This window comes from Paenibacillus sp. FW101-FHT12H11, from assembly GCF_058790355.1.
Window position 1 is genome coordinate 192842 of record NZ_JBYTCO010000012.1, and the last position, 15622, is coordinate 208463.

12 protein-coding genes and 1 pseudogene are annotated in these 15622 nt (G+C 49.7%); 4 read left to right on the forward strand and 9 right to left on the reverse strand.

The window, feature by feature from the left end; all coding sequences use genetic code 11:
* The first annotated feature begins 27 nt into the window (after positions 1-27).
* Positions 28-1250 (forward strand): annotated as a pseudogene (locus tag AC3WTJ_RS32405) (MFS transporter).
* Positions 1251-1333: 83 nt separating this feature from the next.
* Here the strand turns inward: AC3WTJ_RS32405 and AC3WTJ_RS32410 are convergent.
* From AC3WTJ_RS32410 to AC3WTJ_RS32445, 8 genes are all read right to left on the reverse strand, one after another.
* Entirely contained in the window at positions 1334-4576 is a 3243-nt protein-coding gene (locus AC3WTJ_RS32410) for an Ig-like domain repeat protein (RefSeq protein ID WP_492525245.1), read from the reverse strand.
* Between the two features lie 133 nt (positions 4577-4709).
* A complete protein-coding gene (locus tag AC3WTJ_RS32415) occupies positions 4710-5321 on the reverse strand; it encodes a flavin reductase family protein (protein ID WP_492525247.1) in 612 nt (203 codons plus the stop codon).
* A 25-nt stretch (positions 5322-5346) separates the two neighbouring features.
* Positions 5347-5955, reverse strand: a complete 609-nt coding sequence (locus AC3WTJ_RS32420) for an alpha/beta hydrolase (protein ID WP_492525249.1) — start codon at positions 5953-5955, stop codon at positions 5347-5349.
* A complete protein-coding gene (locus tag AC3WTJ_RS32425) occupies positions 5952-6905 on the reverse strand; it encodes a ring-cleaving dioxygenase (RefSeq protein ID WP_492525251.1) in 954 nt (317 codons plus the stop codon). The genes AC3WTJ_RS32420 and AC3WTJ_RS32425 overlap by 4 nt, the downstream gene beginning before the upstream one ends.
* A 70-nt stretch (positions 6906-6975) precedes the next feature.
* Positions 6976-7377 carry a DoxX family protein gene (locus AC3WTJ_RS32430; RefSeq protein ID WP_157318409.1) on the reverse strand — a complete coding sequence of 134 codons (402 nt, stop codon included), beginning with the start codon at positions 7375-7377 and terminating at the stop codon, positions 6976-6978.
* Positions 7378-7475: 98 nt separating this feature from the next.
* Positions 7476-7919 (reverse strand): MarR family winged helix-turn-helix transcriptional regulator, encoded by a 444-nt coding sequence (locus AC3WTJ_RS32435; protein WP_492525253.1) that lies wholly within the window; start codon positions 7917-7919, stop codon positions 7476-7478.
* A gap of 272 nt (positions 7920-8191) precedes the next feature.
* Entirely contained in the window at positions 8192-9940 is a 1749-nt protein-coding gene (locus AC3WTJ_RS32440) for an ABC transporter ATP-binding protein (RefSeq protein WP_492525255.1), read from the reverse strand.
* Between the two features lie 22 nt (positions 9941-9962).
* Positions 9963-11705, reverse strand: a complete 1743-nt coding sequence (locus tag AC3WTJ_RS32445; protein ID WP_492525257.1) for an ABC transporter ATP-binding protein — start codon at positions 11703-11705, stop codon at positions 9963-9965.
* A 177-nt stretch (positions 11706-11882) separates the two neighbouring features.
* On the opposite strand from AC3WTJ_RS32445, the gene AC3WTJ_RS32450 reads away from it, so the two are divergent.
* On the forward strand, positions 11883-12587 hold the full coding sequence (locus AC3WTJ_RS32450; protein WP_492525259.1) for a hypothetical protein: 705 nt from the start codon (positions 11883-11885) through the stop codon (positions 12585-12587).
* Positions 12588-12717: 130 nt separating this feature from the next.
* Positions 12718-14106, forward strand: coding sequence for a threonine synthase (gene thrC / locus AC3WTJ_RS32455; RefSeq protein ID WP_492525261.1), 1389 nt, complete (start codon positions 12718-12720; stop codon positions 14104-14106).
* 60 nt (positions 14107-14166) lie between these two features.
* On the opposite strand, the gene AC3WTJ_RS32460 is transcribed toward thrC, so the two are convergent.
* Complete coding sequence (locus AC3WTJ_RS32460) at positions 14167-14826, reverse strand: glycosyltransferase (protein ID WP_492525263.1); 660 nt, start codon at positions 14824-14826, stop codon at positions 14167-14169.
* Positions 14827-15063: 237 nt separating this feature from the next.
* Here AC3WTJ_RS32460 and AC3WTJ_RS32465 point away from each other — a divergent pair, with 237 nt between their 5' ends.
* Positions 15064-15576, forward strand: coding sequence for a hypothetical protein (locus AC3WTJ_RS32465; protein ID WP_407873191.1), 513 nt, complete (start codon positions 15064-15066; stop codon positions 15574-15576).
* Positions 15577-15622: the final 46 nt, after the last annotated feature.

Below are 15622 nucleotides of genomic sequence, written 5' to 3' on the forward strand. Positions count from 1 at the left end.
ACTTTACCCGGAGAGGTTGGACAGAAAATGAGTCATCAAGCCGTACAAGGAAGCGATGCCGCCAAGGGGCGGTTTCCGATTTCCCTGCTTTCTTTAACCGCTGGCGCCTTTGCCATAGGTATGACGGAATTTGTGATCTTTTGCCCAATGTTGCGGAAGACTTGCATGTCACCATCTCACAAGCCGGCCAGCTCATCACGAGCTATGCCATGGGCGTAGCGATCGGTGCTCCGATTCTCGCCTTGTTCACGAACAAACTGCCGCAAAAGCTGCTGTTATGCCTGTTAATGGGTGTGTTCATCCTAGGCAACGCCATCAGCGTCATCGCACCCAACTACGCCATCCTGATGGGCGCTCGCATTGTGACAGCGCTAGCGCACGGGACATTCTTCGGCGTAGGCGGCGTTATCGCCGTGCATCTGGTTCGCCCGGATCGACGGGCGGCGGCCATCTCCATCATGATGGCCGGTCTTACGATCGCCAATATTATGGGCGTCCCGTTTGGCACTTTCATCGGGCAGCAGCTCGGCTGGCGCGCCTCGTTCGGTGCGATTGTGCTGATGGGCATTGTTTCGCTTATCGGCATTATCTTTTTAATCCCGCGCGTGCAGCAGGAGAAAAGCGCGGGTATTCTTCAGCAATTCCGTGCTTTAACGCAGCCCAAGCTGCTGTTGATGCTGCTCATGGGCGCGCTGGGCAGCGGGAGCCTGTTCACCGTTTTCACGTATATCACACCGCTGTTGGAGCAAGTGACAGGCTTCTCGGAGCATCGTGTTGCTTGGATTCTCGTTCTTTTCGGCTTTGGCGTCACCTTCGGCAATATCATCGGCGGCAAACTTGCCGACTGGAAGCTCATGCCGGCATTGCTGGGTAATTACGCGGCTTTGGCCCTCATTCTTATTATTTTTAACATCACGGTTCATCTGCCCGCTGCTGCTGTCATCACCATTTTCGTCTGGGGAGCGGCTGCGTTCGGCATTCTGCCGGGGTTGCAGCTGCGCATTATGACGATGGCGAAGGACGCGCCTATGCTGGCTTCGACCTCGAACCATTCGGCGAATAATCTCGGCAATGCCAGCGGCGCCTTTATCGGCGGGTGGGTTATCACCCATATGGGGCTGACCTATCTCCCTTGGGCAGGGGCTTTGCTGCCTGTGCTGGGGCTGCTGATCGGCTTTATCAGCTATGGGTTAGAACGGAAAGAGAAACGCGCGAGCGCAAACCCGGGCGGACAAAAGCTGGCGGGGTAGTTCGTAGGCTACCTGCCTCCGGCAATCAAAGAACAACAAAAGGCATACCCGCCAGTAGTTGCTACTGAGGTATGCCTTTTCTATTATGGCCGCTGTGATTCCGCGGTAACCCGCTCAATTAATTTCAATAACGCGATGACATCCTCTTTATCGAACGTTCTATTGCCATCCATATCATAGCGCAATGGCGTCACGGCGAGAACATTGGTGATATCCCAACGCTTCTCCCCATTTTGATAAAAGAGGGACACGATATGTTCGGTCGAAGCTGTACCGTCCATGCTTACGACATTGACTTGGAATCGATTCAGTCCTTCCACGAAAGATATAGGTTCACTCTGTCCGTTCGTCACTGCGATGGCTGTGCCCAGCTCGCTGCTCTGCGGATCCATTCGCTTCAGCGAAGTGCTGGTGCCTTCTTCGGAAGAAGCTGCGTGGAAGACGAATGCCGCGCTAGCACCATGGACAACAGCTGCACTCCACGGCGTGGACGTTGGCAGCACTTTGCCATAGCCATCACTCGTGAGCAGAAGCTGTGCCAAAGCAGGCTGCACAACAACAGTCACCACTGGAGACTCCGTGCCGTCTGTGATGCCGCTTCTTTCGTACAGCGCTGTGAATCGGTGTGTACCGGAGCTCACGCCTGTTAAGCTAATTTCGGCGTTTCCGTACACGTCTGTCGTTACCCTCGCTCGTTCAGTACCGTTCTCTCTCAATGAAATGTAGCCGGGTTGATTCAAGTCACCGATCAAGTTCCCTACAGATACGGAGAATTGAATAGGTTCCCCAAGCTGAACAATACCACTCGGATGATTCAAAATGAGTACAGTCCCCTGTGTATTGGGTTTGATAATCTGGGTGATCGGGGCTGAAATCCGCTCCTCGTGCACCAAATCAGGAATATACGCAGCCTGAATGTCGTATGTTCCGGGCAGCAGCGCTGCTGATGTAATTGTAGCAGTCCCTGTAGCGTCAAGATCTATTGGTGTGCCTAGTAAATTGCCGCCACTAAAAACAATATGGCCGCCAGGAATTTGCGGTTCTCCATTCGTATTCGTCACGTGAGCGGTAAACGTGATTGGACTTCCGTAATAAACAGCCTCCGTTACTGAAGCGGTAACCATGACGGTAACAGGGATTGGCTTGATCTGCAAGCTGCTGCTCGTTGACACCCCGTCAAGGTGCTCTTCATCCCCCAAGTAGCTGGCGAGGACGGTATGCGTGCCAACGGCAAGCTGCTCGGTCTCCCAAGTTGCTGTCCCGTCCGTCAGCGTCATAGCACCTGGCCAATTGCTGAAGCCACCTGTACCTGAAAGTATGACCGTCCCCGTAGGGACAGAACTTCCGCTACCTGCGTTAGCTACCTGCACGTTTATGCTAACCTTGTGCCCGTAGATGCTTTCTCCCACTTGCGGCGTCACAGACAGATGAACCGTAACCGGCGCTTTGGATACCGGCTGGGTGATTGACTGTGAAACACTCGTGACATGATTGCTATCACCGCTATATTCCGCCGTAATGACGAGATCGCCAACCGGCAAATCATGAGTGGTAAGCACCGCGGTGCCGTTGCTGTCTAGTGAGACTGGCACTTGCAAACTTTCACCGTTATTTTTGAACGTAACTGTACCTGTAGGCTTAATACTCGGATTCGAGGTATTTATGACCTGCGCCGTTAAAGTCGTCGTTTCACCAACAGAAATCCCGCCTGATGACGACAGGGTTGTTGATGTGCTTGCTTTGTTAACAGTATGCCCGACAGCCGTTGCTAGACTAACCGCATGGTTGGCATCTCCGCCGTACTCCGCTTTAAACGCGTGGGATCCTGCTGAGACGAGATTTGGCATCGTCCAATCAGCCATTCCTGCATTAAGTGTCGCGGTACCCAAGGTGGTTGCACCATCTTTGAATGTTACAATACCACTTGGCATAACCGAGCTGCCATTCGTGTTCGCCACGGTTGCTGTTAACGTCAATGGAGTCCCGTAGGTGGAAGTCGCGTCCGTCGCTCCTGTAACCGTCAAAGTGGATGACGTAGGAATCAGATTGATCGTCACTGGAGTGGAGCTTGAACTATTCGCAGTATGGGTAAGGCTTCCTCCGTAATTCGCTGTAATTGAATGGGCTCCCACGTCCAAATTGGAGGCCGTCCAAGTAGCCGTTCCCGAATTCAACGTCCCTGTGCCCAGCACTGTCGAGCCGTCCTTAAACGTCACAGTACCCGTCGGCCCAAAAATGCTTGCCTGGCCATTCGTTACGGTAGCCGTTAACGTTACCGAATTCCCGTAAGTTGTATTTCCCGGACTGGCGCTAACCGTCACTACGGTCGGTATCCCTAGCACGGATTGCGACAAACTGCTTGACGTACTGTTGAGGTGCTGACCATCTCCGTCATAAGTAGCCGTAACCGAGTAACCGCTAACCGGCAACGACGACGTTGTGAAGCTGGCAACGCCACTTCCGTTGACACTCACAGTGCCCAGAACATTGCTGCCTTCTTTAAAAGTAACCGTCCCTCCCGGCATAACCGGACTGCCGCCTGTGTTGGTGACTGTCGCCGTGAAGGTGATCGGCTCGCCGACGTAAATGAATCCGGCATTCGAGCTTAGCGTCGTATTGGTTTGAATCTTAGACACCGTATGTACAAAGCTAGACGTCTTTGAACCATGTATACCGTCACTGCTTGAATAATTAGCTGTTATCGTATGTTCACCGACGGCTAGACCGGAAAAAGACATGGCCGTGTAAGCGTTGAAGTTTTCAAGCTCTCCCCAAGTTCGAGTCGTGAGTACATTATCTTGGCCGACAAGCGTGACTGTTTTGTCCGCTTTATTTACTGTGATTGCTGTCACGTAACGATTCCCCGAAAACTCCCAGGACTTTACCAGATTGTTATTCGCATCAAAAGCATACAAATACACATAGAAATTGTTATTGGTATCGCTATACGCCCAGTAACTCAGTCCACCCCATTGAATCACAGGACAGTCCGAACAAGTCAATTTTTTGCCAGACTGCACTGGAGCAAGCCCAGCACTCTTAGTAACAACCTCCGGCTCTGAAGCAACAAGTTCCAGCGGTCCCCCGATCATTGTGCTCCCATCGTAGAATGTTACGTTCCCTGTGGGGGTAGACCCGTTCGCTGCACGATCCGCCACAACCGAAGTAATTGGCACTGACTCCCCATAAATGGACGAAGCCGGGCCTGTTATCGTTTGTTCCACTGTTGTAGATGCATAAGCTGCAGGTTGGTAAAAGTTAACCAGCAACGCGACCATTAGAACTGCGCCAATCCAACGCAGCTTACTCCCATTTTTCCGTTTCACTATCATTCCTCCGCCCTGAGTAACTCTAGTAAGTATACTAAATTTATCGGGTTTCCAGTGCATAAAATGAATAGAAAAAAGCCATCTGCCCCCATCCACCAGCGGGTACAAATGGCTTTTCTCGCCCCATGCGTCAAACAGGACGCTCGATCTCAAACTGCTCTCCTAATTTTGCATAGGAGTTGCCGGCCAACCGGCTAACAGGCCTCAATTTCTGAGCATCAATATGGCCCTTGTCGTACAACTCATTGGCGATGTGAAAATGCACCACTCGGCCAATCAGCAAATCCGCAGAAGGAGCGTCTTCGGTCCCCCCAAGCGCTATAGCTCGCTCGAGAACACACTCCATCCGGATGCTTGCTTCCGCGATGCCCGGTATAGCTACCTTCACACTAGGAACAGGTGTCAGGCCAGCTAAGACGACTTCACTTTCATCAGCCGGCAGTGCAGCGGCCGTTTGATTGATCTCATTGACATAGGACTCATCAGAAATATGAACAACGAACTCTCCTTTGGCGATGGCATTACGTGATGTATCTTTGCGTTCGCCCTGTCGCCGTTGCACCGACACGGCGATCATCGGCGGGTCCGCCGTTACAATCGTGAAGTAACTGAACGGTGCGGCATTAAGGACGCCCTCTGTCGAGACAGTCGTAACAAAAGCGATCGGTCTGGGAATAATGCTGCCGATCAGCAGCTTGTAATTCTCCCGTTCGGTTTGATTCGAAGGGTCGATGGCGATCACAGACATCACCCCTTTTCTTAATTATTTAAGTTAAATTTGCCTTAAACCAAGTTCCCGCTGCATCAACTTCTGAACGAGTCAATTGATGCCCGGCATTTTCCCAATGGACTTCGATTTCGGCCCCCGCCTCACCTAGCAGCTTTTGCAGCTCCTCGGTCTCTTCAGGCGAGCAGATCGGATCATTGCGGCCCGCCCCGATAAAGATAGGGGTGTCGGTCAAATCCGGAAGCTGAATGCCGCGTCGCGGCACCATCGGATGATGCAGGATAGCGCCACGGAGCGCATCCGGATAGTGGAACAACAGACTGCCTGCAATATTGGCGCCATTGGAGTAGCCGATGGCCACCATATTTCGGCGGTCAAAGCCGTGCTCTACGGCAGCTTCATCCAAGAAGTCGTTCAGCTCTTTGGTGCGGAAGATGAGGTCCTCCTCATCGAAGATACCTTCCGCGAGTCGGCGGAAGAACCGCGGCATCCCATTCTCAAGCACATTGCCTCGGATGCTTAATACGGATGACGCTGGGGAGATAGCTTGAGCCAGCGGCAGAAGATCGCGCTCGGTGCCGCCGGTCCCGTGCAAGAGCACGAGCACCGGAGCCGTTACGTCTGTTCCTTGTTGGTAAATATGTCTCATTGTCCGTTCCCCTCCAATTCACGCACCGCGATCGGTGGCAGGTTACGCTCGATTTGAGCACGGTTCGCTTCGAACCATTCCGGCAGCATGATTTTCTCACCTAGTGCCTCAGGAGCTTCGTCTCTTGCGAAACCTGGAGGATCTGTCGCGATTTCGAACAGAATGCCGCCTTCTTCACGGAAGTAGATCGCGTTAAAATATTGACGGTCTACAATCGGCGTAGGGTGGTACCCGCTGTTCTGCACATGATTTCTCCATAGTTCATGCTCAGCATCATCTTTTGCCCGCCATGCGATATGGTGGACTGTACCCGCCCCGCCTGCTCCATATGGCATTGGATTCACAAGAATATCGATGATATTCCCAATATCGCCAAAGGATTTGAAGCGAGCGTAAGCTCCCTCTTGCCCAACTTTCTCAAGCCCCATGACCTGTTCAAGCAGTTGCGATGTTTTGTCCGGAGCCGTGCTGTAGAGAATAGCGCCGCCGAAGCCTTTGATCGCTTTGTCCGCAGGAACACCGCCAAATGACCACGTGCTAGGAGCTCCTTGCTCACGCTCAACGATTTCTAATTTCAAGCCGTCGTGATCTTCGAATTGCAGATAGGTCTCATGGAATCTTTCTGTTTTTTCGAAAGCTACGCCGAATTGGTTCAACCGCGCTTCCCAGAAGGCAAGACTGCCTGTAGGGACCGCATACGTCGTGATACCTACTTGGCCGCCGCCGATACGCCCTTTGCGGGAACCGGCCCAAGGGAAGAAAGTGATGATGGTTCCTGGCGAGCCATGCTCATCCCCGAAGTAAAGGTGGTACACTTCAGGTGCGTCGAAGTTGATTGTTTTTTTGACCAGACGTAATCCCAGAATACCCGCATAGAAATCTACAGTTCCTTGTGCGCTTTGAACGAAAGCTGTTATATGGTGAATACCTGCTGTTTGTTGTTTTGTCATTTGAAAACACTCCTCATAATTTAAATTATTAGTTAGTTTTAGTTATGTCCTGCCCTGAGAAGAAAGAATCTTAGAATAATAATGCATCAATGGAGTAGGCGCCAGCGCCGGTTAGTGCTACACCTATAACAACTACAAGCAGCAGTAAATTGTACTCATAACCGCCTGTTGTGTTCCAGTAGCCGTTTTTGCCATGCACTTTGGCAATCGCCATCACCATCGTCAAGGCAATCAGCAAGGAAGCAAACACAGTGCCCAAGCCCGCTGCGAACAATAATCCACCTGCAAACTCCATCAGCCCCGCCAGAACCGCCATCGCGACACCAGGTTTAATACCAATCGACTCCATCCAACCGCCCGTTCCTTTCGGACCGTAGCCCCCGAACCAACCAAACAATTTCTGAGAACCATGGGCCATGAAGCTGAGCCCCACTACCAAACGAATCAGCAATAATCCTAATGCGATACTCATCAATAATCTCCTCCATTTCAAATTTAAGAATCTTTAATTTAAGATATTAGGTAAAAGGTAAAGTAGTTACTCCTCTACATTGAGGACAAACTACTTTTCTATTTGAAACCGTCTTGGGCGAACTTGCCGAGCTTTTTTAACAATTGACTAGCAACCCTTTTTTCTTCTGCAGTAAGTCCAGCCACTGCACCCTCAATCACTTCAATATGCTGTGGAAAAACTTCTTCAATAAATTGCTTGCCCTTAACCGTAATTTCCGCAAAAACAAGTCTTCGGTCTTCCGTGGATGTCCGGCGGACAACAAACTCTTTCTTCTCCAGCTTATCGACCACGTAAGTGATATTTCCACTGCTCATCAACACCTTGGAGCCGATTTGTTGGATAGCCTGCGCCCCTTTGTGATAAAGAAGCTCCAGTACGCCAAATTCGGTCCGGTTCAATCCATGCTTGCGGATGTCGCGGTCGCCATGTGCATTGACCCACTCACTTGCCCTGGAAAGTGCGATGTAGAGATCTAAGGAATCATTTCGTGCTTCGCTCATTAGGTTCACCTCATTTCGTTGTTGTTTTTGTTTGTGTTTGATGTCTTGATTTAAAGATACTTTAATTTAAGATAAATGTCAACACCTGATTTTAAAATTGTTGTTTGATGGACGGTTCACCTTACTCTAACGGACTCCGATGCTGCTATTCTTCCAATTGGCTTTTATATTATAGATCTAACGGACTGAGGAGCCGTTATCTGCTCATAGTAGATAAGGTTACCTCAGTCCTTTAGTTAGCTCCATAATCATTGATCCGCCTGCATCTAAACCTAACCCACCACAGCCGACTCGCCCTTCTGCAGCTGGTACATCTTCGCGTACCGGCCATTCAGCGCCATCAGCTCATCATGATTGCCGCGCTCCGCGATCTCTCCGCGGTGCAGCACAAGAATCTGATCCGCATCCCGGATCGTAGACAGCCTGTGCGCGATGACAAGTGTCGTGCGCCCTTCGCTGACAACCTTCAGCGCCTGCTGGATCAGCCCTTCGGTCTCGCTGTCGATACTCGCTGTCGCTTCGTCCAATATGAGGATGGACGGATCGAAGGCGAGCGCCCGCGCGAAGGAGATAAGCTGCCGCTGCCCGGAGGACAACGTGCTGCCCCGCTCCACAACCTGCTCATCATAGCCATGAGGCAGCTGCTCGATGAAGGGTGCGGCGCCGACATCTTTCAGTGCGCTTTTTACCCGATCGATCGAAATCTCCTCATTATAGAGGCTTACATTAAACTTAATATCCCCTGCAAATAAAAATGGATCCTGCAGAACGATGCCCATATGTTTCCGCAGCGCTTGCTTTGACATCGACCTGATGTCACGCCCGTCAATGGTGATACTGCCTTCATTGGGTTCATAAAAACCAAGCAGCAGGTTCATAATCGAGCTTTTGCCTGAGCCTGTATGGCCTACGAGAGCGATCGTTTCCCCTTTGCGAGCCTCGAAGGAGATCTGCTTCAGCACATTTTCCCCTTCTTTATAGGCAAAGGTCACTTGATCAAATTTCACAATTCCTTCCGGACGGCTCACCTTATCCGTTTTCTCAACATCCTGGCCTTCCATATCCATGATAGCGAACACTTTATCTGCGGATACAAAAGCCCTTTGCGCATTCGTCAACTGATCGAAAATCCCGATAATCGGTTGAAAAATACGCCCCAAATAATCGATAAACGCATAAAACACCCCAAAGGAAATAGCCGCTTGCAAAGACTCCCGGCCAAAATACCAAATGACCATCGCCGTCACCAAGCTCCCGATAGTACCTACAATGTTACGGGAGGACAAGGAAAAAACGCGGAACTGCTTCAATTGGTTCACATAGCGGTCCCGATTCAGCACTTCAAATTCGTCCAACGTCACCTTCTCGCGGCGAAAAGCCTGAATAATCGGCATGACGACGATCGATTCATTAATCATTGCGTTCATGTCACTAAGCCTTGCACGCATGATGGTGATGAACACTTTGGAATATTTTAAGTGAATCTTCATAATGAGAGCAAAAATTGGCGGCAGCACCAAACAATAAACAGCCAAGTGCCAATCCAAAATAAACAAGGCGACGAAAATCCCGATAAGCTGCATCGTACTGACGACAAACGTCGCCATGAAACTCATAAATAAGTCGCGTATCGCCTCCGTATCATTGGCAATTCTCGACACCACCTGACCGATTGGCGTGTTGTCGAAATAACGCAGTGCGATGCGCTGGATGTGCTGCATTAAGTCCATACGCATGTTTTTGATGATTTGAAGCGCCGTAGACTGGAATAAATAAGCCTGAGAATAGTTGCAAATACTTGCTACTAAAAGCAGCCCCATATAAAGACCAATCAGTTTCAGCACAGAGGACATCTGACTTGTATCTACGGAAAGATGCTGGTCGATGATTGTTTTTGTAATGTAGGGTCCTGCAAGTTCGGCGCTTACCGCACAGCATAAAATGAGCAGCGCGCCGATAATCCTGAATTTATAGACAAGCGCGTACGAGACGAGCCTTCTTGCCGTTGATGGTTGATTCATCGTGTTCTCCTCCCTTCTGCCATTATTCATCTAAACTTGCTTCCATCTGCTGACGGTCCCACTGTTCCCGGTACCAACCGCCGAACTGCATCAGCTGTTCGTGTGTTCCTTCTTCAATAATCCGTCCCTCGTCCAGAACGAGAATCCAATTCGCATGGCTTACCGCGGATAACCGATGTGTCGAGATCAATGTCGTTTTTCCTGCCCGCTCCTTACGGATGTTTTGCAGGATGCGGCTTTCCGTCCGGGCATCTACCGCGGATAACGAGTCATCCAGCAGAAGGATCTCGGAATCGATGAGCAGGGCTCTGGCAATCGCCAAGCGCTGCTTCTGCCCGCCGGACAACATGACGCCGTTCTCACCGACGATGGTCGCAAGACCTTCCGGCATTTGCTCAATATCCTGGGTAAAAGATGCCATCTCCACCGCTCTAGCAATTTCATCCGCTGGAGCGTCATGTTTGCCGAGCGCGATGTTGTCGCGGATCGATTTGGACAGCAGCAAATGCTCCTGCGGAACATAGGCAACCCAGCTTTTCACCCGATCAATCGCAATTTGCTCAATCGGTACATCGGAGATCAGCAGCTTCTCAGGAGGAACAGGGTATTGTCGCAGCAGCTGCTTGAGCAGCGTGCTTTTGCCGCTTCCCGTACGGCCTACAATGCCTAAGGTTTGCCCCCGCTCAAGCTCGAAAGATACATGCGCCAGGCTTGGGTGATTCGCAGTAGGATAAGTAAAGCTGAGATCCTTCATTTCGATCCGATTAGGCACACTAACCGCTACCGGATTATCCACATCTACGATATCAGCCTTCTGTGTCAGAGCCGTATCCAGTCGGTCAGCAGAGGCGCTTCCGCGCTGCAGGACGTTGATAAACTCGCCGAAGGAGATCATCGGCCAGATCAGCATCCCCAGATAAATGTTGAACGAAACGAGCTGTCCCAGTGAAATCTCATGATGAAACACCAGATAGGAACCATATCCGATCCCAATGGAATAACTCAAGCCTACAATGAGGGAAGTTAACGGTTGAAAAAGCGCATTGAGCATCGATACACGCTTGTTCTTATTCATCACTTCGGATGTGACTTGATCAAAGGCTTTTAGATCATGATCTTCCTGTACATACGATCGAATCACTCTAATGCCTGAAATCGATTCCAGTGCATGATCGTTCATTTTGCCGAAGGAAGCTTGTGCCGCGAGGAAGCGCACTCTCACCTTTTGACCCAATTTACTGATCACAAAAGCTAGAAAAGGCAGCGGAATCAGCGCCGCAATCATCAATTTAAAAGAGATGAGGGAAACCATCATCACAATAACAACCGATGCCCCTACTATCGTGGACACCAACGTCATTACGCCATACCCCGAAGTTTGACCGATCGCCAGCACGTCATTCGTTGCTAACGCCATTAGCTGGCCTGTGCTGTTGCGTTGAAAGAACGCCGGCGTCATTTTCGACAAATGCGCAAGCAAACGGCCGCGAAGCACCTTTTCAACCAATGCCGAGTTGCCGAATAAAGTCGTGATCCACACATACGCCATGATGTACAGCAGCACAGCAAGTCCTATCAGCAAAAGGACCGTATGGTTGAGAGCAGTAGCGGACAAATCCCCGCTGCGGATATGGTCAATTGTATTTCCTATCATTTTAGGCGGGATAGTCGTCAATAAATTAACACCTATTAACAGACCGATCGCCAGCGCATAATATTTCCATCTTTCTTTGAAAAACCACCGAAGCTTGATGATAAAAGACAAGAATTCCACCTCTTTCCATTGTTACACACATAAATTGATTCTATAGTTTCGCTCGGGTGAAGTCCATGAGGAAGTTCGATTTAATCAAACTTTCCTGTTCCTGCAACATTTTGGAAATTTTTTTATGTAAGAAGGACAAACTAAGGACAACTTTACATATAGAAAGGAAGTCCTTCCATGCATCCTGTTATGAAAAAAAGTTTTGCCATTCTGGCGTTATCTGCCATGATCACTGCGGGCACAGCTTATAGCGCGCCTAGCGACACATTGGCTGCAGATTTTATGAAAGGCAACCTCACTGTCTCTTTCTCCATGAAGGAAGAGGCCAAAACCGTGCAAGCAACAGGCGTCATCACTTCCATTCGCGCGGATGGCGATCATGCCTTGATTCACATTCAAGGTGTGGGCACAGACGGCCTTGTTCTTAACGTCGACAAAGATACGGTCTTTCAAATGGCCGATGGCACTAAGCTTAGTCTTGCCGATTTGCATGTAGGCTTAACCGTTTTGGCTGAACATTCCATGGTGATGACGATGAGCCTGCCGCCGCAAACGCCAACGTCCAAAGTAACGGTTCTGGATGCGAAAATACAAAAAGATCTGATGGGAACAGCCGGTGTTATTGAAGAAGTGCGCAGCGAAAATAAGGATGATCTGCGAATCCGCGTGAAAGGCGAAGGCTTAACGGAAACTTCACCTAGCGAAATCGTGCTGAATTTGACGAAAGATACGGCGATCGTAGACAAGAACGGCAGCAAAGTTGCGACATCAAAGCTAGTGAAGGGCGCAAATGTCATTGGATTCTACGGACCTGCCTTAACGAAGAGCCTGCCGCCTATCGGTACTGCTTGGAAAATCGTTATTGCAGATAAAGAAGAATAATTTTTTGTAAAAAGCTGAAATCTTCCATGCCAAATGGGAGGTTTCTTTGTTTAACGTGGCTGATCGCACTGTCCAAATGATTCGTTTTTTGATACAATAACTGAAAATTCATTCGAATAAGGGGACTAATATGGAATACATTAGCACACGCGGAAAAGTAGAACCCCTCGGTTTTATCGATGCCATCCTGATGGGATTGGCGAACGACGGTGGTTTGCTTGTTCCCAAAACGATCCCGCAACTATCCGCAGACACGCTCCAGAAGTGGCAAAACCTCTCCTACTTGGAGTTGGCCCTTGAAATTTTCTCCCTATTTATTGAAAACGAAATCCCGCGCGCAGAATTGAAACAGCTCGTTGAGGACAGCTACGGCACGTTCCGTGATGAAGCTGTAACGCCTGTTAAACGCCTGAACGATGACACTTATGTGTTGGAATTGTTCCACGGCCCAACGTTTGCTTTCAAAGACATCGCGCTGCAATTCTTGGGCAATCTGTACGGGTATGTCTCCCGCAAGACGAACTCGATTATTCACATCCTCGGCGCAACTTCCGGTGATACCGGAGCTTCCGCGATTGAAGGTGTGCGCGGCAAAGAAGGCATTCGCATCTGTATTCTTCACCCGCACCAGAAGGTAAGCCGCGTGCAAGAGCTGCAAATGACGACAGTGGATAGCGAAAATGTGCTGAATTTGTCCGTCGAGGGTACTTTCGACGACTGCCAACGCATTATCAAAGAGCTGTTTGCCGACGTTGAATTCAAGCACCGCTACCACTTGCGCGCAATCAATTCCATCAACATCGCCCGCATTTTAGCGCAAACGGTCTACTACTTCTATGCGTACTTCCAAGTTGCAGCTGGCGACGCAGGAGCTAAAGTTAACTTCAGCGTGCCGACTGGCAACTTTGGCGATATTTTCGCCGGTTATCTCGCTCAGAAGATGGGCCTTCCTGTTCATAAGCTCATTCTTGCAACGAATGAAAACAACATCCTTGAGCGTTTCGTGAAGGAAGGCGTGTACCAACCGGGAGCTTTCCGCGGTACGTACAGCCCTTCCATGGACATTCAAGTAGCCAGCAACTTCGAGCGCTACCTGTTCTACCTATACGGCGAGGATGCAGAAGCCGTGACCACCCTGATGGCGCAGTTCAAAGCCGAAGGCCGCATTGTCATTCCTGCCGACAAGCTGCAAGCGGTGCAAGCGGATTTCGCCGCGTACGGCGTACAGAACGAGGAATGTTTGGATACGATCAGCTCCTATTACAAGGAGTATGGTTATCTGCTTGATCCACATACAGCGTGTGGTGTCGCTGCTGCCGACCGTATCGCGGCGGACAGCGAAGTGACGGTCGCTCTTTCCACTGCTCATCCGGCAAAATTCGATGAGTCGATCCGTTTACGCGGTATTGAACAAACCTACCCGCAGCAAATTCAAGCTCTATTCGACAAACCGCAGTTCCAAACGGTTGTTGGCGGTTCGAATGAGGAGATCAAAGATCAGCTCGTGAAGTTCTTCTAAATCAAAGGGACTGTCTCTGAAAGTCTGAAATGACCTTCGGAACAGTCCCTTTTTCACTTTCTACTTAAACTTTTGCGGAAATTGTTTGATAATGCCGTCCGTCAGCACATCGGCGATCATTGTAAGATGATCCGCGCCTTTATCAAACCACATGATATCCGCATCCCAATCCTTAGCCAGCATGGCTTTTACATCTTCCGTCAACATTTGCAAATGAACATACATCAGGTCCTGTACCGTCTTCATCGGCCAATTTGGATTAGCTTTGCTTAAAAAGGAGGCGATATCGTCCGCGTTGCGGTACCACTCTTTGTTAACTTTGTCGAACTCAGCCGTATTTCCGCTTTTCGCCGCATCCACCACCTTGCCGGCAAGCACAATGTGCTCCGTCAGCAGCTCACCCAGCTGGTTCCCGGCAGCCTCCCCGTAGAATGGCTTAATCGCATTCCCAATATCCTTCTGATTTCTTAACAGCCTGGCTAAGGTTTTATCTTTATTTTCTAGATTGGCAAGATCGCTCACCACGTAGTTGCGTGTCCAAATCGCATGATCCAGCCATAGTCTTCTTAGATCGCCTTTCAACTGTACCATCGATTGCGTGTACATCATCTGCTTAGCAGATACTGCACGGTCATCCATATGCGCTTCTGCCCGAATTGGAGCCGTACTGAAAGCAATAGAGAGAGACAGCAGCGTTAACTTGATCAACTTGCCTTGCATAGGTAAATTCTCCTTTTCGTATAAATTGGAAACAGCTCGTTATATTGTGTACGCTCGAGTCGTTTTCATTCATAAAAGAGGGAGGAAGCTCCAGCATGAAGTGACCATGCAGAAATTCGGTGTGGCAAAATCAGTCTGGAGACCGAGAAGTTCCTATACCTAAGCAAGAGGACGCGCTTCTTGCACCGTGATATGCTAGATATAATGAATAATTCAATAGGAGTGAAAATAGTGAATATGAACCGCAGCGCTTTTCTTGGCCCGATCTTGATTCTTTTAGGCATCTTCCTGTTTCTAAAAGGGGAAATCACATTCAGCACGGGCACCATTTTTGAATACTTCTGGCCAACCTTTTTCGTCATTCCCGTCGGCGTGTTCTTTCATTGGCTGTACTTCTTCATCATGCATCGCAGAGGCGTAGGGGTGCTAGTGCCAGGCGGCATTCTGCTTACAGCAGGGGTCGTTTGCCAAATATCCATGCTGTTCGATATTTGGCATCTCATGTGGCCTGGCTTTATGCTTGCGGTCGCTGTCGGTTTGTTCGAGCTGTATTGGTTCGGAGGACGCAACAAATGGCTGCTTATTCCGATCAACATTTTGACCGTATTGTCCCTCTTGTTCTTTACGATTTTCTCGATCGGATCGCTCTTCTCCGGCATTTTCCACAATCAGCCAATCTTTGCCGCTCTGCTCATTGTTGCCGGTTTGGCCTTGATGTTTATGCGCGGTCGGGAAACTAGCAAGTATTGAAAAAAAACCTTCCAAACCACGAAATTGTGGGCCTGGAAGGTTCTTT

Coding starts and splice junctions, on each gene's coding strand:
- AC3WTJ_RS32420 (WP_492525249.1), bottom strand. CDS start 5,955: ATGAGACATATTTACCAACAAGGAACAGACGTAACGGCTCCGGTGCTC.
- AC3WTJ_RS32425 (WP_492525251.1), bottom strand. CDS start 6,905: ATGACAAAACAACAAACAGCAGGTATTCACCATATAACAGCTTTCGTT.
- AC3WTJ_RS32430 (WP_157318409.1), bottom strand. CDS start 7,377: ATGAGTATCGCATTAGGATTATTGCTGATTCGTTTGGTAGTGGGGCTC.
- AC3WTJ_RS32435 (WP_492525253.1), bottom strand. CDS start 7,919: ATGAGCGAAGCACGAAATGATTCCTTAGATCTCTACATCGCACTTTCC.
- AC3WTJ_RS32440 (WP_492525255.1), bottom strand. CDS start 9,940: ATGAATCAACCATCAACGGCAAGAAGGCTCGTCTCGTACGCGCTTGTC.
- AC3WTJ_RS32450 (WP_492525259.1), top strand. CDS start 11,883: ATGCATCCTGTTATGAAAAAAAGTTTTGCCATTCTGGCGTTATCTGCC.
- thrC (WP_492525261.1), top strand. CDS start 12,718: ATGGAATACATTAGCACACGCGGAAAAGTAGAACCCCTCGGTTTTATC.
- AC3WTJ_RS32460 (WP_492525263.1), bottom strand. CDS start 14,826: ATGCAAGGCAAGTTGATCAAGTTAACGCTGCTGTCTCTCTCTATTGCT.
- AC3WTJ_RS32465 (WP_407873191.1), top strand. CDS start 15,064: ATGAACCGCAGCGCTTTTCTTGGCCCGATCTTGATTCTTTTAGGCATC.